We start from the raw sequence: 18,871 nt of genomic DNA, 5'->3' as shown, positions 1-18,871 counted from the left end.
GCGTTAGATTTAGGCAGGGAAGTAAGATGAGGTGTGGATTCAAAACAGAGGAACCAGGAGTCTTGAGTCCAAAGTAAGCCAGGGCTCGGACACAACACCCGTATCAAAGCCTCGCAGAATCCTAAATAATCCCCCAAGGTTCATAACCTGCACCACTATTTTGACCTTCTCCCTTCATAAAATCCCAATATCAGCAGAATATCCATTTGACAAATGATCTGCCGAGTTTGATAATCGACATGTATAAAAGCAATGGCTAAGGACGTGAGCACAACGATGAGTGAACAGACAAAAATGTATCGGGACACTTGGGCAGAGATAAATCTGGACCATATTTCATATAATGTAGAGTCAATGAAAAAACATGTAAAAGACGGAACAAAGGTTATTGCGGTTGTAAAGGCAAATGGATATGGGCATGGGGATGCAGCTGTAGCGAAGGCTGCGCTGGAAGCGGGGGCATCCTCTCTTGCGGTTGCGACTCTGGATGAGGCAATGGCTTTAAGGATGAAAAAAATTGAAGCACCAATTTTGGTAATGGGAGCAAGCCGTCCGGAGCACGCTGGCGAAGCCGCAGCAAAAAATATCTCTCTCACTGTTTTTCAACAGGAATGGCTGTTACAAGCATCTGAATATGTAAAAGACGTAACTCTGAATATTCACTTAAAGCTTGATACAGGCATGGGACGCCTGGGGATTCGCAGCCAGGAAGAGCTCGAGGGAATTGAGAGCGCTATCAAAGAGGACAAGCGTTTTCAGCTTGAGGGGGTATTTACGCATTTTGCCACAGCGGATTCATTGGACAATGCTTACTTTGAAACGCAGCTGAACAGGTTTGAAGAAATGACCAGCTGGCTTGAGACCTTGCCGAAATACGTCCACACCAGCAACAGTGCAGCGGGACTCAGGTTTCAAAAAGCGCATTTAAATGCTGTCAGAATGGGAATCAGCATGTACGGACTGGCTCCATCCATGGAAATAAAGCCTGTACTTCCGTTCGAACTGAAAGAGGCTTTTTCTCTCCATACCTCTATTGTTCACGTGAAAAAGCTTACTAAAGGTGAGAAAGTCAGCTATGGTGCAACTTATGAAGCCCAAGAAGATGAATGGATTGCGACACTGCCGATTGGCTATGCAGATGGCTGGATCCGGAAGCTTCAGGGCCAGGAAGTGCTTGCTGAAGGATTAAGGGTTCCAATTGTTGGAAGGATATGCATGGATCAATGTATGATTAAGATCCCTCATCAAATGCCTGTAGGAACGAGGGTAACCCTGATCGGCGAACAGGGGAAAGAAAAGATCTCAGTTGATGAAATCGCGGAAAAGCTTGAAACCATCAATTATGAAGTTACCTGTATGGTATCTTCCCGCGTTCCGCGCATATATAAAAGAGATGGTGAAATTATCGGGGGAATTAATTATCTGCTGTAACGAATGAATGTTCAGCGGCGCTTCCACTTTTCTAAAGTCATGCATAAAAAACTATTTTTTTGGCCGATAATACAGAAGAATTAAAGAATCCCCTTTGCATTAGGCTTTATTAATGGTAATATTGAAAATGGTAGATATAAAAATGGTGTGTAGTGATGGTGGAGGTGTATGTTTGTGTCTGAGTCCAGCACAACAACAGAGATAATGGTAAAATTACCGCAGCATCTTTTAACCGAGTTAGACGGATTTGCTAAACAGGAAAACGTTAACCGGAGCGAATTCATTTATCAAGCAACCAAAATGTATTTGCGCGAACGCAAAAAGAGACAAATTCGCGAGTCCATGAGACGAGGCTACATGGAGATGGCGAAAATAAATTTGACGATTGCATCTGAAGCATTTCAAGCGGAATATGAGGCAGAACACACAGTTGAACGTCTAGTTAGCGGAGGATAATCCTTTGATTGTCAAACGTGGTGACGTTTATTTTGCAGACCTATCCCCAGTTGTTGGTTCAGAACAAGGCGGCGTCCGTCCAGTGCTTGTCATCCAAAACGACATCGGGAATCGGTTTAGTCCCACAGTAATTGTTGCAGCAATCACAGCTCAGATCCAAAAAGCAAAGCTGCCTACTCACGTTGAAATTGATGCGAAGCGTTATGGTTTTGAAAGGGATTCGGTCATCTTATTAGAACAGATTCGTACAATTGATAAACAACGCTTAACCGATAAAATAACCCATCTCGATGACGAAATGATGGAAAAAGTGGATGAAGCCGTGCAAATCAGCTTAGGCCTCATCGAATTTTAACAAACGCTCTTATGAAGAGCGTTTTTTTATTTTTTCAGCCAAAAAAGGTTTAGTTACTTTTCAATAGGGTAAAAAGAAAAGTCATTTAATCTATATAATTGTCTGGTTTTGTAAATATACCCGTTTCCGGCTGGGAGTAACCTTCTGTTTAGCAGGAATTCAGCACACTGGAAAAAGGGTTTTTATAAGAAATTGTCGAATTGACCTATAGCTGGTAATTATTAATTGCAGACCCTATAGGTTTCATTTGACTGGCATTCATTGTTATCATTTAATTGGTGTATACGTAAACAGGAAGATTTTTTTGCTTCTATACAATAAAGGGGAATTGGAAGGCTAATAATAGATATATGATAAAATAGGGAGGAACAAATGAATTCGACAATATTGAATTTTATACAAAATAATAAAGATTCTATCTTTAATGATTGGCTTGAGGCTACAAAGGAAAGTGCGGATGAACGGGTTACAAAGGTAGTTTCCGATCAGGTATTTACAGGAACAAGCCGGGAATTCATTGACCTGATTATTTCAAATATAAAAAGCTCAAATGAGGAATTCACTTCAAAGTTGAGTGATTTCTCTGAGAAAATTGTGCGATTGGGGTGGCCGCTCAGTTTTGTGACAAAAGGGCTCCAAACATTCGGTAAGATTGTATTTGAAGCTATGCAGAATGCCGGGATTGTCACCCGGGAAAATCAAATGAAAGTCGTTTATGAATTCGATGGCTGGATGACTCCCATGGTGAATGAAGTGGTAAATATGTATTCGGCCACCTGGGAAAGAACAGTATCCCTGCAAAAAATCGCCCTTCAGGAACTGTCCGCACCATTGATCCCTGTATTCGAAGGGATTACGGTCATGCCTCTTGTAGGTACCATAGATACCGAGCGAGCAAAGCAGATTATGGAAAACCTCTTACATGGAGTGGTTAAACACCGTTCGGAAGTAGTCTTAATAGATATAACAGGTGTACCGGTTGTTGATACGATGGTAGCCCATCATATTATACAGGCTGCGGATGCTGTAAGACTTGTCGGCGCTAAATGCATGCTCGTTGGCATACGCCCTGAGATTGCCCAGACCATTGTAAACCTGGGAATTGATTTAAATCAGTTCACTACAAAAAACACCTTGAAAAAGGGAGTAGAAGCGGCTCTTGAGTTAACCAGCCGCAAAATTGTGAAGGTGGAGGGAGCGGAATGAGAGTGAGAATCCCAATTTTAAAGCTGAACGATTGCCTGTTAGTCTCCATCCAGTGGGAATTAGATGACCAGACTGCTCTGCAGTTTCAGGAGGATCTGCTTCATAAAATCCATGAGACGAGCGCAAATGGAGTCGTGATTGATTTAACATCCATTGACTTTATTGATTCATTCATCGCTAAAGTTCTAGGCGACGTAATAAATATGTCCAAACTGATGGGTGCAAAAGTAGTCATAACCGGGATACAGCCTGCTGTAGCAATTACGCTTATTGAGTTAGGTATTGGGTTAGATGATGTCCTTACTGCATTAGATCTAGAAAAAGGTTTGGAGAAATTACAACAGGAATTGGGGGAGTAACTGTATGGAAAACCAATCCTGCGTTAAAATCATAAACGAATGGGACATCGTTGCAGCCCGCCAGCTAGGGCGGAATGTTGCTAAAGAGCTTGGTTTTGGTACAGTTGACCAGGCTAGAATCACTACAGCCATTAGTGAGCTTGCCCGTAATATTTATTTATACGCCGGACAGGGGCAAATCTGCATTGAGAAAATATACGACGGCGGAAAAGCGGGATTGCGTATAGTTGCGGTAGACAGCGGCCCTGGTATCAATGATTTACGCCAAGTAATGGAAGATGGATACTCGACATCAGGAGGATTAGGAGCCGGCCTTCCAGGTGTGAAGCGGTTAATGGATGAGTTCTTAATTGACTCCAATCCCGGGACCGGAACAGATATAAAAGCAACTAAGTGGCTTCGTTAGGGGGAAGCGTTATGGATTTCCGAGAAATGATGGAATCAAAGTATCGGGATATTCTTGAGAATTATATTAAGGAACAATCTGAACAGGCCTTATATCAGGGCCAGAAGTTCAGCAGGAAGTCGATCGAGCACAAAATCTCTCCTGAAGAGATTATCAGCGTTCATAAAAACCTGATGGGTGAACTTTATCCGGACTTGCCTGAATACGTTCACCATTCTTTTGATATCCTTCTGGAAGTCATGATAGGTTATGGTTTTGCCTATAGAGAACATCAGAGCCTAAAACATATTCAGCAGGAACTCAGGACAGAAATGGAAATAGCTGCGAACGTTCAGCAAACCTTGCTGGGCACGCAGGTTCCTTCTGTTGAGGGGCTGGATATCGGCGCAATAAGTGTTCCTGCCAAGCATATGAACGGTGATTATTTCCACTTTGTTCAGGATGAAAACAGCACAATCAGCATCGCCATTGCTGATGTAATCGGAAAAGGGCTTCCGGCAGCTCTTTGTATGTCCATGATTAAATATGCTATGGACAGCGTGCCTGAAAACCGCAATGACCCTAAAACGGTCCTTGAAAATCTTAATCGGGTAGTTGAACAGAACGTAGATTTAACGATGTTCATTACCATGTTTTATGGAATATATGATACAAACACCCATATGTTCTCATATGGTTCTGCAGGACACGAGCCGGGATTGTTCTATAATGCTGCAAATGAGCAATTTACCGAGCTGACTGCAAAAGGGCTGCTTCTCGGTATTGATAAAAAAACGAAATACCGCCAGTACGAAAAAGGAGTAAATCCCGGAGATATGATTATATTAATGTCAGATGGGGTTACTGAATGCCGTACAGAAGAAGGGTTTATAGAAAAGGAATCATTGCTGGAATTAATCAAGAAATACATTCATTTAAGTGCACAGGAAATAGTTAATAGCGTATATAAAGAACTTGAAAAACTTCAGCATTTTCAATTGCGTGATGATTTTACCTTAATTATTTTAAAAAGAAATGTTTAATGGGTTTCAAAAGCGGGTAATTAGTAAAAAGCAGTTGACATGTAAAGAGGTGGGTCTATTATGAATATTACTATAGATGTAAAAGAAAATGATATGCTGATTGAAGCAATGATAAGCGGAGAAATTGATGCGTATACAGCACCTAAACTCCGTGAAGAGCTTTTTCCTTTAACAGAAAAGGAAGGCGTAGAAATGGTGGTCAATCTATCTGAGGTCTCTTATATGGATAGTACCGGCTTAGGTGTATTTGTTGGTGTATTTAAAAATGTCCGTGCCAATAACGGCAAATTCCAGATTGTTGGATTATCGGACCGTTTAAAGAGACTTTTCGAAATTACAGGCCTAGCAGATATTATCGATATTAACAGCGGGATTGAAGGTGGAGTACAATGAACGAGCCATTTGATTATATAGAGGTGAAAATTCCGGCCAAGCCGGAATTTGTTGGGGTAATCCGCCTGACATTATCAGGGATTGCCAGCAGAATGGGTTTTGCCTATGAAGAAATTGAAGATCTTAAAATCGCGACAAGTGAAGCCTGCACTAATGCAGTTCAACACGCATACAAACAGAATGAGCAAGGGGAAGTAGTCATCGGGTTCGGTTTATACCCTGACCGTCTTGAGGTAATGGTCGCGGACAGCGGAAAAAGTTTTGATTTCCAATCTGCCAGACAAGGCATTGGGCCATATGACCAGACCGATTCTGTGGAATTTTTGCGTGAAGGAGGCTTGGGTCTATACCTGATTGAGACATTGATGGATGAAGTTAGAATTCATCACAAAGAGGGTGTTACGGTCTTTATGACCAAATACCTAGAAGGAGAGCAGGTGGAGAGGGATGCAAAAACAATCTCAACCTAACCAAAAATCCAAAGAAGAAACAAATGCTTTAATCAAAGCCTACCAGCTTCATCAGGATGAAGATGCTCAAAATACACTGGTTCTACAATATCAGAATTTAGTTGAAGCCATTGCCCGCAAGTACTCAAAGGGGAGATCTTATCATGAGGATATTGTCCAGGTAGGCATTATAGGCTTATTGGGTGCAATCCGCCGCTATGATGAGTCTTTCGGCAAAACCTTTGAGGCCTTTGCTGTTCCTACCATTATCGGGGAGATTAAACGCTTCTTAAGGGATAAAACCTGGAGTGTTCATGTTCCGCGCCGTATAAAGGAATTGGGTCCGAAAATTAAATCCACCGTTGAAGAGCTTACAACAGAGCTTCATAGGTCGCCAAGAGTAGACGAAATTGCCGATGTGCTTGGAGTATCAGAAGAAGAAGTGCTCGAAGCGATGGAAATGGGAAAAAGCTATCAGGCTCTTTCTGTTGACCATTCAATCGAAGCTGATTCTGATGGCGGAACAGTCACCCTTTTGGATATCGTCGGAAATGTGGACGAGGGCTTTGAAAAAGTAAATCAAATGCTGGTGCTTGAAAAAGTCCTGCATGTTCTGTCTGAGAGAGAGAAATTAATTATACAATACACATATCTTGAGAATATGAGCCAAAAGGAAGCTGGAGATAAACTGGGGATTTCCCAGATGCATGTCTCGCGACTTCAGCGCCGTGCAATTAAAAAGCTTCAGGAAGCGATCCACTCTGAAACAAATAACTCGGAGTGCCTTTCATGACCAAATTGGTTAGAGATAACATCGAAGTGATTGCTCACCAGACAGCTAAAGAAGGTAAGTCATTCTGTGGTGATGGATATTATTTTACCGCAACAGATGAATACTTTGTATGTGTGCTGGCGGATGGCCTTGGAAGCGGGGAATATGCGTATGAGGCCTCTTCTGCTGTTGTTTCCGTTGTAGAGCAGCATCATGAGAAAGATGTAGATACCCTGATGAAGCTCTGCAACGAAATTCTTGTGCAAAAAAGAGGAGCAGCAGTCGCGCTGTTTAAAGTGCATTTTGCTTCGAGGGAATTTGTTTACAGCTGTGTAGGGAATATACGATTTTTCCTTTATTCCTCTACGGGGAAACTCACTTACCCCCTGCCAGTAACAGGTTATCTGTCAGGCAGGCCGCAGGTGTTTCATACCCAGCGGTTTACGTATGAAGCGGAATCTAAATTTTTGATATACTCAGATGGATTTAATATCCATGGGGTTAAATCTTTGCTGAAAGCATTTCTCCCTATTGATCTTATCTCGGAAGATATAAAGAAGCAGTATCCATCTACATCAGATGATGCTACTTTCATACTTGGAAGCTTACTCTAGACAGGGTAAGCTTTTTGTTTATTCTTTTGATAAAATAAATATTGAGACTCTATGATGGAGGAATGAACTTGGAAAAAACATTGGATAAACAAGACCAAATACTAAACCTAATCGCTGGAGAATTATCAATAGCCATTAGACAAGTAAAAAACACAATCAGTTTACTGGAAGAAGGAAACACAGTCCCATTTATCGCGCGGTACAGAAAAGAACAGACAGGCGCGCTGGATGAAGTTCAAATCCGCGATATCATGGAGCGCTGGCAATACATACAAAACCTTAATCAGCGTAAGGAAGAGGTCATCCGCTTAATTGAAGAACAAGGCAAATTGACAGGAGAGCTAAAAGCCCAAATTGAAAAAGCAGTCAAGCTTCAGGAAGTAGAAGACTTATACCGCCCATATAAGCAAAAGCGCCGCACGAAAGCGACTTCCGCAAAAGAAAAAGGACTTGAACCCTTTGCTGAATGGCTTCTTACCTTTTCGCTAAATGAACCCCCTGCTGCAAAAGCCAAAGAATTCCTATCAGAAGAAAAGGGAGTAACCACACCGGAAGAAGCGATCTCTGGAGCAAAGGATATTATCGCAGAATGGGTATCAGATGAAGCGGAGAGCAGGAAATGGATCCGTATGGAAACCGCTAAAAAGAGTACCATTGAGTCCTCTGTGAAGAATAAAGAGAATGATGAAAAAGGCGTTTATGAAATGTACTATGAGTATGAGGAACCGGTGAGCAAGATAGTTCCACACCGTACACTTGCTTTAAACCGTGGTGAAAAAGAGGAAGTCTTAAAGATTAACATTAAGCCTAATACCGAATTTATTTTAAAGTACTTATATAAAAAGTGGGTAAAGGATGAGGGTTCTCCTGCCGGCCCTGTTGTAAAGGAAGCCATAGATGACGGCTATAAGCGCCTGATCATGCCATCGATTGAACGTGAAATACGGAATGAGCTGACTGAAAAAGCAGAAGAACAGGCAATTATGATCTTTTCCGAAAATCTCAGAAAACTGCTTCTTCAGCCCCCGTTAAAAGGAAAGGTTGTACTTGGGGTGGACCCTGCCTACAGAACAGGCTGCAAGCTGGCTGTTGTGGATGAAACAGGGAAAGTACTTGATATCGGAGTCATTTATCCGCATCCGCCGGTTTCCAAAACGAATCAGGCGCGGGAGAAAGTAATTCAAATTCTAAAATCCTATAAAGTAAAAATGGTTGCCATTGGCAATGGGACCGCTTCAAGGGAAACTGAACAGTTCATCGCAGATATATTAAAGGACATGGATGAGGAAATATTCTATCTGATTGTCAATGAAGCAGGGGCGAGCGTATATTCTGCCTCAGACCTTGCCAGAGAAGAATTTCCTGACTTACAGGTGGAAGAAAGAAGTGCTGTTTCAATCGCCCGGCGCCTCCAGGATCCTCTTGCAGAGTTGGTTAAAATAGATCCGAAATCAGTCGGGGTTGGTCAATATCAGCATGACGTATCCCAGAAAAAGCTGTCAGAATCCCTGGCTTTTGTAGTAGAAACTGCGGTAAACCAGGTGGGCGTCAATGTAAATACAGCTTCATCTTCATTACTGCAGCATGTAGCCGGTTTGTCAAAAACGGTTGCCTTAAATATTATTAAAAAACGGGATGAGGAAGGAAAGTTTACGGACCGCAAGCAATTGAAGAAAATTCCGCGGCTTGGTGCCAAAACATATGAACAGGCAATCGGCTTCCTGCGGATTATCGATGGAAAGGAACCTCTGGACCGTACTGGCATCCACCCGGAAACATATGCAGAAGTAAATAAATTGCTTACTACTCTAGGCTTTAAATCAAATGATCTTGGATCGCCATCGCTAAGAGAAGCGCTTAAAGGAATTGATATCTCTCAGACAGCCCGGGAGCTTGAGATTGGAGAGCTGACACTGAAAGATATCATAGACGCATTAATGAGACCGGAAAGGGATCCGCGAGATGAGCTGCCAAAGCCCCTTTTGAAAAAAGAAGTTCTAAAGCTTGAAGACCTGCAGGAAGGAATGGAACTGCAAGGGACAGTGCGGAATGTTGTAGACTTCGGGGCCTTTGTCGATATTGGAGTCAAACAGGACGGACTTGTTCATATTTCCAAGCTCAGCCGCAAATTTGTCAAACATCCGCTGGACGTCGTTTCCGTTGGTGATGTGGTAACAGTCTGGGTTGACTCTGTCGACAAGCACAAGGGAAGAGTCGCTTTAACAATGCTGGGCCATTCTAATTAATAAAAGCTAATAGCTTTAAAGTTCATTCGAGCCATAAGCCAAATCACTATTTATTGCGTGATTTGGCTTATGCTTTTTATGGATTATAATAAATGAGTTAGATTGTATAAGGACATCCTGGCATAGTCATTACCGCGGGGTTTCGATGAATTGAACTCCGGCTTTTTATGAGCAGTGTTTCTTTCGATAGAAAAACCAGCACTGATTCAGCAGTTTGATCTGATAGCGGTCTTTTTCATAAAAAGCACGCTGGATTTGATTTTGAAACCATACAGGCATAAGATGACCTCCCATTAATTGAATTCTGACAAAGGCTCCCTGGGCTGAAAGGCGGATTCAGAGCTGTAAAAGGTATATATAATGTATGCTATAATAGGTTGTCATGTTTACGATAAGAGAGGAAAAACATTGCGATGAATGACCAGGATCTTCAGACACTTGTTGAAAAGATATCATTAGAAAGCTTTGGCAAGCCCTTTTGCCACCGGGCATATTTTAATTCACGCCTAAAATCCACTGGCGGAAGATATATGCTGAATACCCATCATGTAGAAATAAACAAAAAGTATTTTGAACAGCTTGGTCTCGAAGAGTTGGAAGGAATTATTAAACACGAGCTATGTCATTATCATTTGCACTTGGAAGGAAAAGGATACAAACATCGTGATCAGGACTTCAGAATGTTAATGAAGAAAGTTGGAGCACCCCGATTTTGTGCAGCCTTGCCTGATCGTCCGAAAACAAACAGATCTGCTAAGGTTCTTGTTTATGTGTGCAAAGATTGCGGCCAAGTCTTTCAGAGAAAAAGAAAAGTTAATACTCAAAAGTATGTCTGCGGAAAATGCAAAGGGAAATTAAAATTTAAAAAAGAGTTGACATTAGAATAGGTACACATTATATTTAATAATTGTCGCAGGTCAAAATCGGACAAACGGCTAATAAATTCTCTTAAAAAATATGCTTGACTTTTATAGCCCATGTCCTTATAATATGAAGAGTCGATAAGAAGTTAACTGTTTTATCGATTAAGATTATTATTGTTTATATTATTCCGCAGTAGCTCAGTGGTAGAGCATTCGGCTGTTAACCGAACGGTCGCAGGTTCGAATCCTGCCTGCGGAGCCATTTTTGGGGAAGTACTCAAGTGGCTGAAGAGGCGCCCCTGCTAAGGGTGTAGGTCGCGTAAGCGGCGCGAGGGTTCAAATCCCTCCTTCTCCGCCAGAATATTCTAACAACGGCCCGTTGGTCAAGCGGTTAAGACACCGCCCTTTCACGGCGGTAACACGGGTTCGAATCCCGTACGGGTCACTTTTTTATTTCCGGCCGTTAACACGCTTGCCTGTCACGCAGGAGAATCGCGGGTTCGATTCGCGTCGGGATCGCCATTTTAATTATTGGGCTATAGCCAAGCGGTAAGGCACCGGACTTTGACTCCGTCACTCGCAGGTTCGAATCCTGCTAGCCCAGCCATTTTTAATGAGCCATTAGCTCAGTCGGTAGAGCATCTGACTTTTAATCAGAGGGTCGAAGGTTCGAGTCCTTCATGGCTCACCATTTTTAATTTTATATTGCGGGTGTGGCGGAATTGGCAGACGCACCAGACTTAGGATCTGGCGCCGCAAGGCGTGGGGGTTCGACTCCCTTCACCCGCACCATTAATTACCATTGAATTAAGTATAACGTTTTGGTATGATGTTACTTGTCGCTTAATTAAGCGGTCGTGGCGGAATGGCAGACGCGCTAGGTTGAGGGCCTAGTGGGGGCAACCCCGTGGAGGTTCAAGTCCTCTCGGCCGCACCAAAAAAAGCTGTTGACTTTCATAACTGAAGTTGCTATAATATAAGAGTTGCTTTAAAACGTGCGCCCGTAGCTCAATTGGATAGAGCGTTTGACTACGGATCAAAAGGTTAGGGGTTCGACTCCTCTCGGGCGCGCCATATTACGGGGAGTAGCTCAGCTTGGTAGAGCACTTGGTTTGGGACCAAGGGGTCGCAGGTTCGAATCCTGTCTTCCCGACCATTCGGGATACAATAATTATATATATATATATATATATGCGGGTGTAGTTTAGTGGTAAAACCTCAGCCTTCCAAGCTGATGATGAGGGTTCGATTCCCTTCACCCGCTCCAAACTTACTGATTGATCTTTGAAAACTGAACGAACAAAACGTCAACGTTTAATCATTAGTCTTTTTCGAAAAGACAATCGAGCTATATCAACTCTTATATGGAGAGTTTGATCCTGGCTCAGGACGAACGCTGGCGGCGTGCCTAATACATGCAAGTCGAGCGGACTGATGGGAGCTTGCTCCCTGAAGTCAGCGGCGGACGGGTGAGTAACACGTGGGCAACCTGCCTGTAAGACTGGGATAACTCCGGGAAACCGGGGCTAATACCGGATAACTCTTTCCCTCACATGAGGGAAAGCTGAAAGATGGTTTCGGCTATCACTTACAGATGGGCCCGCGGCGCATTAGCTAGTTGGTGAGGTAACGGCTCACCAAGGCGACGATGCGTAGCCGACCTGAGAGGGTGATCGGCCACACTGGGACTGAGACACGGCCCAGACTCCTACGGGAGGCGAGTAGGGAATCTTCCGCAATGGACGAAAGTCTGACGGAGCAACGCCGCGTGAGTGATGAAGGTTTTCGGATCGTAAAACTCTGTTGTCAGGGAAGAACAAGTACCGGAGTAACTGCCGGTACCTTGACGGTACCTGACCAGAAAGCCACGGCTAACTACGTGCCAGCGCCCGCGGTAATACGTAGGTGGCAAGCGTTGTCCGGAATTATTGGGCGTAAAGCGCGCGCAGGCGGTTCCTCAAGTCTGATGTGAAAGCCCCCGCTCAACCGGGGAGGGTCATTGGAAACTGGGGAACTTGAGTGCAGAAGAGAAGAGTGGAATTCCACGTGTAGCGGTGAAATGCGTAGAGATGTGGAGGAACACCAGTGGCGAAGGCGACTCTTTGGTCTGTAACTGACGCTGAGGCGCGAAAGCGTGGGGAGCAAACAGGATTAGATACCCTGGTAGTCCACGCCGTAAACGATGAGTGCTAAGTGTTAGAGGGTTTCCGCCCTTTAGTGTTTGCGGCAAACGCATTAAGCACTCCGCCTGGGGAGTACGGCCGCAAGGCTGAAACTCAAAGGAATTGACGGGGGCCCGCACAAGCGGTGGAGCATGTGGTTTAATTCGAAGCAACGCGAAGAACCTTACCAGGTCTTGACATCCCCTGACAACCCTAGAGATAGGGCGTTCCCCTTCGGGGGACAGGGTGACAGGTGGTGCATGGTTGTCGTCAGCTCGTGTCGTGAGATGTTGGGTTAAGTCCCGCAACGAGCGCAACCCTTGATCTTAGTTGCCAGCATTCAGTTGGGCACTCTAAGGTGACTGCCGGTGACAAACCGGAGGAAGGTGGGGATGACGTCAAATCATCATGCCCCTTATGACCTGGGCTACACACGTGCTACAATGGATGGTACAAAGGGCCGCAAAACCGCGAGGTTAAGCGAATCCCATAAAACCATTCTCAGTTCGGATTGCAGGCCGCAACTCGCCTGCATGAAGCCGGAATCGCTAGTAATCGCGGATCAGCATGCCGCGGTGAATACGTTCCCGGGCCTTGTACACACCGCCCGTCACACCACGAGAGTTTGTAACACCCGAAGTCGGTGGGGTAACCTTTTGGAGCCAGCCGCCTAAGGTGGGACAGATGATTGGGGTGAAGTCGTAACAAGGTAGCCGTATCGGAAGGTGCGGCTGGATCACCTCCTTTCTAAGGAATATTTACAAGAAACGTGACGTTCTTTGTTCGTTCAGTTTTGAGAGTTCAATCTCTCAATGAATGATTCGTTCTTTGAAAACTAGATAATGATTATGAAGAAGCAATAACCGAGTAATCGCCATCTTAGTTTTTTCTCTTATTTAATATTAAGTAAGAGCACAAACCATGAGGACGATGAGCGGCAAGGAGATCAAGGAAGCGACCGAGTGAGCACCGGAGCGTACTTCAGTACGTGAGGAGCGGAGCGAGAGAGCTGACGCAGAGATCCGCAGTCGATCAGCGGCCGAAGTAGGTTAAGTTAGAAAGGGCGCACGGTGAATGCCTTGGCACTAGGAGCCGATGAAGGACGGTACTAACACCGATATGCTTCGGGGAGCTGTAAGTAAGCTTTGATCCGGAGATTTCCGAATGGGGAAACCCCCTATCCGTAATGGGATAGGATCTTTACCTGAATACATAGGGTATAGAAGGCAGACCCGGGGAACTGAAACATCTAAGTACCCGGAGGAAGAGAAAGCAAACGCGATTCCCTGAGTAGCGGCGAGCGAAACGGGATTAGCCCAAACCAGGAGGCTTGCCTCCTGGGGTTGTAGGACACTCTATACGGAGTTACAAAGGAACGAGGTAAATGAACAGGTCTGGAAAGGCCGGCCAGAGAAGGTAAAAGCCCTGTAGTTGAAACTTCGTTCCCTCCAGAGTGGATCCTGAGTACGGCGGGACACGAGAAATCCCGTCGGAAGCAGGGAGGACCATCTCCCAAGGCTAAATACTCCCTAGTGACCGATAGTGAACCAGTACCGTGAGGGAAAGGTGAAAAGCACCCCGGAAGGGGAGTGAAAGAGATCCTGAAACCGTGTGCCTACAAGTAGTTAGAGCCCGTTAATGGGTGATAGCGTGCCTTTTGTAGAATGAACCGGCGAGTTACGATTACATGCGAGGTTAAGTTGAGAAGACGGAGCCGCGGCGAAAGCGAGTCTGAATAGGGCGAATGAGTATGTGGTCGTAGACCCGAAACCAGGTGATCTACCCATGTCCAGGGTGAAGTCCAGGTAACACTGGATGGAGGCCCGAACCCACGCACGTTGAAAAGTGCGGGGATGAGGTGTGGGTAGCGGAGAAATTCCAATCGAACTTGGAGATAGCTGGTTCTCTCCGAAATAGCTTTAGGGCTAGCCTCATGTAGTAAGAGTCTTGGAGGTAGAGCACTGTTTGGACTAGGGGCCCCCATCGGGTTACCGAATTCAGACAAACTCCGAATGCCAAAGACTTATCCATGGGAGTCAGACTGCGAGTGATAAGATCCGTAGTCAAGAGGGAAACAGCCCAGACCACCAGCTAAGGTCCCAAAGTATACGTTAAGTGGAAAAGGATGTGGAGTTGCTTAGACAACCAGGATGTTGGCTTAGAAGCGACCACCATTTAAAGAGTGCGTAATAGCTCACTGGTCGAGTGACTCCGCGCCGAAAATGTACCGGGGCTAAACGTATCACCGAAGCTGTGGATTGACATCTATCGATGTCAGTGGTAGGAGAGCGTTCTAAGGGCGTTGAAGCCAGACCGCAAGGACTGGTGGAGCGCTTAGAAGTGAGAATGCCGGTATGAGTAGCGAAAGATGGGTGAGAATCCCATCCACCGAATGCCTAAGGTTTCCTGAGGAAGGCTCGTCCGCTCAGGGTTAGTCGGGACCTAAGCCGAGGCTGAAAAGCGTAGGCGATGGACAACAGGTTGATATTCCTGTACCACCTCTTTACCGTTTGAGCAATGGGGGGACGCAGGAGGATAGGGTAAGCGCGGCCGCTGGATTAGCGCGTCCAAGCAGTTAGGCCGGTAACGAGGCAAATCCCGTTACCACATAGGCTGAGCTGTGACGGCGAGGGAAATTTAGTACCGAAGTTCCTGATTCCACACTGCCAAGAAAAGCCTCTAGCGAGGGAAAAGGTGCCCGTACCGCAAACCGACACAGGTAGGCGAGGAGAGAATCCTAAGGTGAGCGAGAGAACTCTCGTTAAGGAACTCGGCAAAATGACCCCGTAACTTCGGGAGAAGGGGTGCTCATTAGGGTGAATAGCCCTGATGAGCCGCAGTGAATAGGCCCAGGCGACTGTTTAGCAAAAACACAGGTCTCTGCGAAGCCGCAAGGCGAAGTATAGGGGCTGACGCCTGCCCGGTGCTGGAAGGTTAAGAGGAGAGGTTAGCGCAAGCGAAGCTTTGAATCGAAGCCCCAGTAAACGGCGGCCGTAACTATAACGGTCCTAAGGTAGCGAAATTCCTTGTCGGGTAAGTTCCGACCCGCACGAAAGGCGTAACGATCTGGGCACTGTCTCAACGAGAGACTCGGTGAAATTATAGTACCTGTGAAGATGCAGGTTACCCGCGACAGGACGGAAAGACCCCGTGGAGCTTTACTGTAGCCTGATATTGAATTTTGGTACAGCTTGTACAGGATAGGTAGGAGCCTGAGAAGCCGGAGCGCCAGCTTCGGTGGAGGCGTCGGTGGGATACTACCCTGGCTGTATTGAAATTCTAACCCGCGCCCCTTATCGGGGCGGGAGACAGTGTCAGGTGGGCAGTTTGACTGGGGCGGTCGCCTCCTAAAAAGTAACGGAGGCGCCCAAAGGTTCCCTCAGAATGGTTGGAAATCATTCGCAGAGTGTAAAGGCACAAGGGAGCTTGACTGCGAGACCTACAAGTCGAGCAGGGACGAAAGTCGGGCTTAGTGATCCGGTGGTTCCGCATGGAAGGGCCATCGCTCAACGGATAAAAGCTACCCCGGGGATAACAGGCTTATCTCCCCCAAGAGTCCACATCGACGGGGAGGTTTGGCACCTCGATGTCGGCTCATCGCATCCTGGGGCTGTAGTCGGTCCCAAGGGTTGGGCTGTTCGCCCATTAAAGCGGTACGCGAGCTGGGTTCAGAACGTCGTGAGACAGTTCGGTCCCTATCCGTCGTGGGCGCAGGAAATTTGAGAGGAGCTGTCCTTAGTACGAGAGGACCGGGATGGACGCACCGCTGGTGTACCAGTTGTCTTGCCAAAGGCATCGCTGGGTAGCTATGTGCGGAAGGGATAAGTGCTGAAAGCATCTAAGCATGAAGCCCCCCTCGAGATGAGATTTCCCATAGCGTCAAGCTAGTAAGATCCCTGAAAGATGATCAGGTTGATAGGTCAGAGGTGGAAGCGTGGCGACATGTGGAGCTGACTGATACTAATCGATCGAGGACTTAACCAAAATGAAAAGCGGAGGCGACTGTTCAACTTCGAGAGAAGTTAGGAGCCGAAGCTAGACAAGTCATTGGTGAATACTCGGCAAAATGCTTCTTCATACATTATCTAGTTTGAGGGAACGAAGTTTCTTCAACCAAATAGTCCGGTGGCGATAGCGAGAAGGTCACACCCGTTCCCATACCGAACACGGAAGTTAAGCTTCTCAGCGCCGATGGTAGTTGGGGGCTGTCCCCCTGTGAGAGTAGGACAGCGCCGGGCGAAGGACAGAGAGTTTTTCTCTATGTCTTTTTTAATCATAAGAATCACCAGTAACATTATATATTAGAAAAAAACACACAAATAAATTTCTCAACAAACTCTTAAAAAAGTGTTGACGAATCATTTGCGAGATGTTATCCTAATATAGTTGCTTGATTGATCTTTGAAAACTGAACGAACAAAAACGTCAACGTTTAATCATTAGTCTTTTTCGAAAAGACAAAACGAGCTATATCAACTCTTATATGGAGAGTTTGATCCTGGCTCAGGACGAACGCTGGCGGCGTGCCTAATACATGCAAGTCGAGCGGACTGATGGGAGCTTGCTCCCTGAAGTCAGCGGCGGACGGGTGAGTAACACGTGGGCAACCTGCCTGTAAGACTGGGATAACTCCGGGAAACCGGGGCTAATACCGGATAACTCTTTCCCTCACATGAGGGAAAGCTGAAAGATGGTTTCGGCTATCACTTACAGATGGGCCCGCGGCGCATTAGCTAGTTGGTGAGGTAACGGCTCACCAAGGCGACGATGCGTAGCCGACCTGAGAGGGTGATCGGCCACACTGGGACTGAGACACGGCCCAGACTCCTACGGGAGGCGAGTAGGGAATCTTCCGCAATGGACGAAAGTCTGACGGAGCAACGCCGCGTGAGTGATGAAGGTTTTCGGATCGTAAAACTCTGTTGTCAGGGAAGAACAAGTACCGGAGTAACTGCCGGTACCTTGACGGTACCTGACCAGAAAGCCACGGCTAACTACGTGCCAGCGGCCCGCGGTAATACGTAGGTGGCAAGCGTTGTCCGGAATTATTGGGCGTAAAGCGCGCGCAGGCGGTTCCTTAAGTCTGATGTGAAAGCCCCCGGCTCAACCGGGGAGGGTCATTGGAAACTGGGGAACTTGAGTGCAGAAGAGAAGAGTGGAATTCCACGTGTAGCGGTGAAATGCGTAGAGATGTGGAGGAACACCAGTGGCGAAGGCGACTCTTTGGTCTGTAACTGACGCTGAGGCGCGAAAGCGTGGGGAGCAAACAGGATTAGATACCCTGGTAGTCCACGCCGTAAACGATGAGTGCTAAGTGTTAGAGGGTTTCCGCCCTTTAGTGTTTGCGAAAACGCATTAAGCACTCCGCCTGGGGAGTACGGCCGCAAGGCTGAAACTCAAAGGAATTGACGGGGGCCCGCACAAGCGGTGGAGCATGTGGTTTAATTCGAAGCAACGCGAAGAACCTTACCAGGTCTTGACATCCCCTGACAACCCTAGAGATAGGGCGTTCCCCTTCGGGGGACAGGGTGACAGGTGGTGCATGGTTGTCGTCAGCTCGTGTCGTGAGATGTTGGGTTAAGTCCCGCAACGAGCGCAACCCTTGATCTTAGTTGCCAGCATTCAGTTGGGCACTCTAAGGTGACTGCCGGTGACAAACCGGAGGAAGGTGGGGATGACGTCAAATCATCATGCCCCTTATGACCTGGGCTACACACGTGCTACAATGGATGGTACAAAGGGCCGCAAAACCGCGAGGTTAAGCGAATCCCATAAAACCATTCTCAGTTCGGATTGCAGGCCGCAACTCGCCTGCATGAAGCCGGAATCGCTAGTAATCGCGGATCAGCATGCCGCGGTGAATACGTTCCCGGGCCTTGTACACACCGCCCGTCACACCACGAGAGTTTGTAACACCCGAAGTCGGTGGGGTAACCTTTTGGAGCCAGCCGCCTAAGGTGGGACAGATGATTGGGGTGAAGTCGTAACAAGGTAGCCGTATCGGAAGGTGCGGCTGGATCACCTCCTTTCTAAGGAATATTTACAAGAAACGTGACGTTCTTTGTTCGTTCAGTTTTGAGAGTTCAATCTCTCAATGAATGATTCGTTCTTTGAAAACTAGATAATGATTATGAAGA

At 46.2% G+C, this 18,871-nt stretch carries 14 protein-coding genes, 10 tRNA genes and 4 rRNA genes; 27 read left to right on the top strand and 1 reads right to left on the bottom strand.

Annotated features, from left to right (window positions below):
* Positions 1 to 276 precede the first annotated feature (276 nt).
* From alr to NSQ49_RS11305, 12 genes are all read left to right on the top strand, one after another.
* Entirely contained in the window at positions 277 to 1,431 is a 1,155-nt protein-coding gene (gene alr, locus NSQ49_RS11360; protein ID WP_341070737.1) for an alanine racemase, read from the top strand.
* Between the two features lie 174 nt (positions 1,432 to 1,605).
* Entirely contained in the window at positions 1,606 to 1,887 is a 282-nt protein-coding gene (locus NSQ49_RS11355) for a CopG family ribbon-helix-helix protein (protein WP_035331931.1), read from the top strand.
* Positions 1,888 to 1,891: 4 nt separating this feature from the next.
* On the top strand, positions 1,892 to 2,242 hold the full coding sequence (ndoA, locus tag NSQ49_RS11350; RefSeq protein ID WP_009336311.1) for a type II toxin-antitoxin system endoribonuclease NdoA: 351 nt from the start codon (positions 1,892 to 1,894) through the stop codon (positions 2,240 to 2,242).
* 372 nt (positions 2,243 to 2,614) lie between these two features.
* The gene (locus tag NSQ49_RS11345) at positions 2,615 to 3,448 is read left to right on the top strand and encodes an RsbT co-antagonist protein RsbRA (protein ID WP_159870750.1); all 834 of its coding nucleotides are present in this window, start codon (positions 2,615 to 2,617) and stop codon (positions 3,446 to 3,448) included.
* Positions 3,445 to 3,807, top strand: coding sequence for an STAS domain-containing protein (locus tag NSQ49_RS11340; protein ID WP_009336309.1), 363 nt, complete (start codon positions 3,445 to 3,447; stop codon positions 3,805 to 3,807). Before NSQ49_RS11345 ends, NSQ49_RS11340 begins: the two co-directional genes overlap by 4 nt.
* Before the next feature lie 4 nt (positions 3,808 to 3,811).
* Positions 3,812 to 4,213, top strand: coding sequence for an anti-sigma regulatory factor (locus NSQ49_RS11335; RefSeq protein WP_035331811.1), 402 nt, complete (start codon positions 3,812 to 3,814; stop codon positions 4,211 to 4,213).
* Between the two features lie 11 nt (positions 4,214 to 4,224).
* Positions 4,225 to 5,235: a PP2C family protein-serine/threonine phosphatase gene (locus tag NSQ49_RS11330; RefSeq protein ID WP_159870748.1), complete on the top strand. Its 1,011-nt coding sequence runs from the start codon at positions 4,225 to 4,227 to the stop codon at positions 5,233 to 5,235.
* 60 nt (positions 5,236 to 5,295) lie between these two features.
* Positions 5,296 to 5,628: an anti-sigma factor antagonist gene (locus tag NSQ49_RS11325; protein ID WP_035331808.1), complete on the top strand. Its 333-nt coding sequence runs from the start codon at positions 5,296 to 5,298 to the stop codon at positions 5,626 to 5,628.
* Complete coding sequence (rsbW, locus tag NSQ49_RS11320; protein ID WP_159870746.1) at positions 5,625 to 6,098, top strand: anti-sigma B factor RsbW; 474 nt, start codon at positions 5,625 to 5,627, stop codon at positions 6,096 to 6,098. Before NSQ49_RS11325 ends, rsbW begins: the two co-directional genes overlap by 4 nt.
* Positions 6,076 to 6,870 (top strand): RNA polymerase sigma factor SigB, encoded by a 795-nt coding sequence (gene sigB, locus NSQ49_RS11315; RefSeq protein ID WP_251284313.1) that lies wholly within the window; start codon positions 6,076 to 6,078, stop codon positions 6,868 to 6,870. The genes rsbW and sigB overlap by 23 nt, the downstream gene beginning before the upstream one ends.
* On the top strand, positions 6,867 to 7,463 hold the full coding sequence (locus NSQ49_RS11310; protein ID WP_159870742.1) for a PP2C family serine/threonine-protein phosphatase: 597 nt from the start codon (positions 6,867 to 6,869) through the stop codon (positions 7,461 to 7,463). The genes sigB and NSQ49_RS11310 overlap by 4 nt, the downstream gene beginning before the upstream one ends.
* A gap of 68 nt (positions 7,464 to 7,531) precedes the next feature.
* The gene (locus tag NSQ49_RS11305) at positions 7,532 to 9,709 is read left to right on the top strand and encodes a Tex family protein (protein WP_285870460.1); all 2,178 of its coding nucleotides are present in this window, start codon (positions 7,532 to 7,534) and stop codon (positions 9,707 to 9,709) included.
* A gap of 165 nt (positions 9,710 to 9,874) precedes the next feature.
* On the opposite strand, the gene cmpA is transcribed toward NSQ49_RS11305, so the two are convergent.
* The gene (gene cmpA, locus NSQ49_RS11300) at positions 9,875 to 9,988 is read right to left on the bottom strand and encodes a cortex morphogenetic protein CmpA (RefSeq protein WP_009336300.1); all 114 of its coding nucleotides are present in this window, start codon (positions 9,986 to 9,988) and stop codon (positions 9,875 to 9,877) included.
* 134 nt (positions 9,989 to 10,122) lie between these two features.
* On the opposite strand from cmpA, the gene NSQ49_RS11295 reads away from it, so the two are divergent.
* The 15 genes from NSQ49_RS11295 (at position 10,123) to NSQ49_RS11225 (ending at position 18,763) form a co-directional block, all read left to right on the top strand.
* Positions 10,123 to 10,596 carry a SprT family protein gene (locus tag NSQ49_RS11295; protein WP_159870737.1) on the top strand — a complete coding sequence of 158 codons (474 nt, stop codon included), beginning with the start codon at positions 10,123 to 10,125 and terminating at the stop codon, positions 10,594 to 10,596.
* Positions 10,597 to 10,759: 163 nt separating this feature from the next.
* Positions 10,760 to 10,834: transfer RNA gene (locus NSQ49_RS11290), tRNA-Asn, on the top strand.
* A gap of 5 nt (positions 10,835 to 10,839) precedes the next feature.
* A tRNA-Ser gene (locus NSQ49_RS11285) sits at positions 10,840 to 10,930 on the top strand.
* Positions 10,931 to 10,945: 15 nt separating this feature from the next.
* Positions 10,946 to 11,017, top strand: a tRNA-Glu gene (locus NSQ49_RS11280).
* Positions 11,018 to 11,104: 87 nt separating this feature from the next.
* Positions 11,105 to 11,179: transfer RNA gene (locus tag NSQ49_RS11275), tRNA-Gln, on the top strand.
* 8 nt (positions 11,180 to 11,187) lie between these two features.
* Positions 11,188 to 11,263 (top strand) — tRNA-Lys (locus NSQ49_RS11270).
* 16 nt (positions 11,264 to 11,279) lie between these two features.
* A tRNA-Leu gene (locus NSQ49_RS11265) sits at positions 11,280 to 11,364 on the top strand.
* Positions 11,365 to 11,423: 59 nt separating this feature from the next.
* Positions 11,424 to 11,509: transfer RNA gene (locus NSQ49_RS11260), tRNA-Leu, on the top strand.
* Positions 11,510 to 11,569: 60 nt separating this feature from the next.
* Positions 11,570 to 11,646, top strand: a tRNA-Arg gene (locus tag NSQ49_RS11255).
* A 5-nt stretch (positions 11,647 to 11,651) separates the two neighbouring features.
* Positions 11,652 to 11,728 (top strand) — tRNA-Pro (locus NSQ49_RS11250).
* Positions 11,729 to 11,765: 37 nt separating this feature from the next.
* Positions 11,766 to 11,839: transfer RNA gene (locus NSQ49_RS11245), tRNA-Gly, on the top strand.
* A 94-nt stretch (positions 11,840 to 11,933) separates the two neighbouring features.
* Positions 11,934 to 13,481 (top strand): 16S ribosomal RNA (locus NSQ49_RS11240).
* 300 nt (positions 13,482 to 13,781) lie between these two features.
* Positions 13,782 to 16,718: ribosomal RNA gene (locus NSQ49_RS11235) — 23S ribosomal RNA — on the top strand.
* 137 nt (positions 16,719 to 16,855) lie between these two features.
* A 5S ribosomal RNA gene (gene rrf / locus NSQ49_RS11230) occupies positions 16,856 to 16,972 on the top strand.
* A 242-nt stretch (positions 16,973 to 17,214) separates the two neighbouring features.
* A 16S ribosomal RNA gene (locus NSQ49_RS11225) occupies positions 17,215 to 18,763 on the top strand.
* Together the 16S, 23S and 5S rRNA genes with 10 tRNA genes alongside form the textbook arrangement of a ribosomal RNA operon.
* The last annotated feature ends 108 nt before the right edge of the window (positions 18,764 to 18,871 follow it).

This window comes from Cytobacillus sp. FSL R5-0377, from assembly GCF_038004385.1.
Lineage (GTDB): Bacteria > Bacillota > Bacilli > Bacillales > Cytobacillaceae > Cytobacillus.
The sequence above is the reverse complement of the archived record's forward strand: the minus strand, read 5'-3'. Positions and strand labels throughout refer to the sequence as shown.

What these genes read in the sequence shown, in the direction of transcription:
- NSQ49_RS11310 (WP_159870742.1), top strand. Translation starts at nt 6,867, where the DNA reads ATGACCAAATTGGTTAGAGATAACATCGAAGTGATTGCTCACCAGACA.
- NSQ49_RS11340 (WP_009336309.1), top strand. Translation starts at nt 3,445, where the DNA reads ATGAGAGTGAGAATCCCAATTTTAAAGCTGAACGATTGCCTGTTAGTC.
- alr (WP_341070737.1), top strand. Translation starts at nt 277, where the DNA reads ATGAGTGAACAGACAAAAATGTATCGGGACACTTGGGCAGAGATAAAT.
- NSQ49_RS11335 (WP_035331811.1), top strand. Translation starts at nt 3,812, where the DNA reads ATGGAAAACCAATCCTGCGTTAAAATCATAAACGAATGGGACATCGTT.
- NSQ49_RS11345 (WP_159870750.1), top strand. Translation starts at nt 2,615, where the DNA reads ATGAATTCGACAATATTGAATTTTATACAAAATAATAAAGATTCTATC.
- NSQ49_RS11325 (WP_035331808.1), top strand. Translation starts at nt 5,296, where the DNA reads ATGAATATTACTATAGATGTAAAAGAAAATGATATGCTGATTGAAGCA.
- sigB (WP_251284313.1), top strand. Translation starts at nt 6,076, where the DNA reads ATGCAAAAACAATCTCAACCTAACCAAAAATCCAAAGAAGAAACAAAT.
- cmpA (WP_009336300.1), bottom strand. Translation starts at nt 9,988, where the DNA reads ATGCCTGTATGGTTTCAAAATCAAATCCAGCGTGCTTTTTATGAAAAA.
- rsbW (WP_159870746.1), top strand. Translation starts at nt 5,625, where the DNA reads ATGAACGAGCCATTTGATTATATAGAGGTGAAAATTCCGGCCAAGCCG.
- NSQ49_RS11295 (WP_159870737.1), top strand. Translation starts at nt 10,123, where the DNA reads ATGAATGACCAGGATCTTCAGACACTTGTTGAAAAGATATCATTAGAA.
- NSQ49_RS11330 (WP_159870748.1), top strand. Translation starts at nt 4,225, where the DNA reads ATGGATTTCCGAGAAATGATGGAATCAAAGTATCGGGATATTCTTGAG.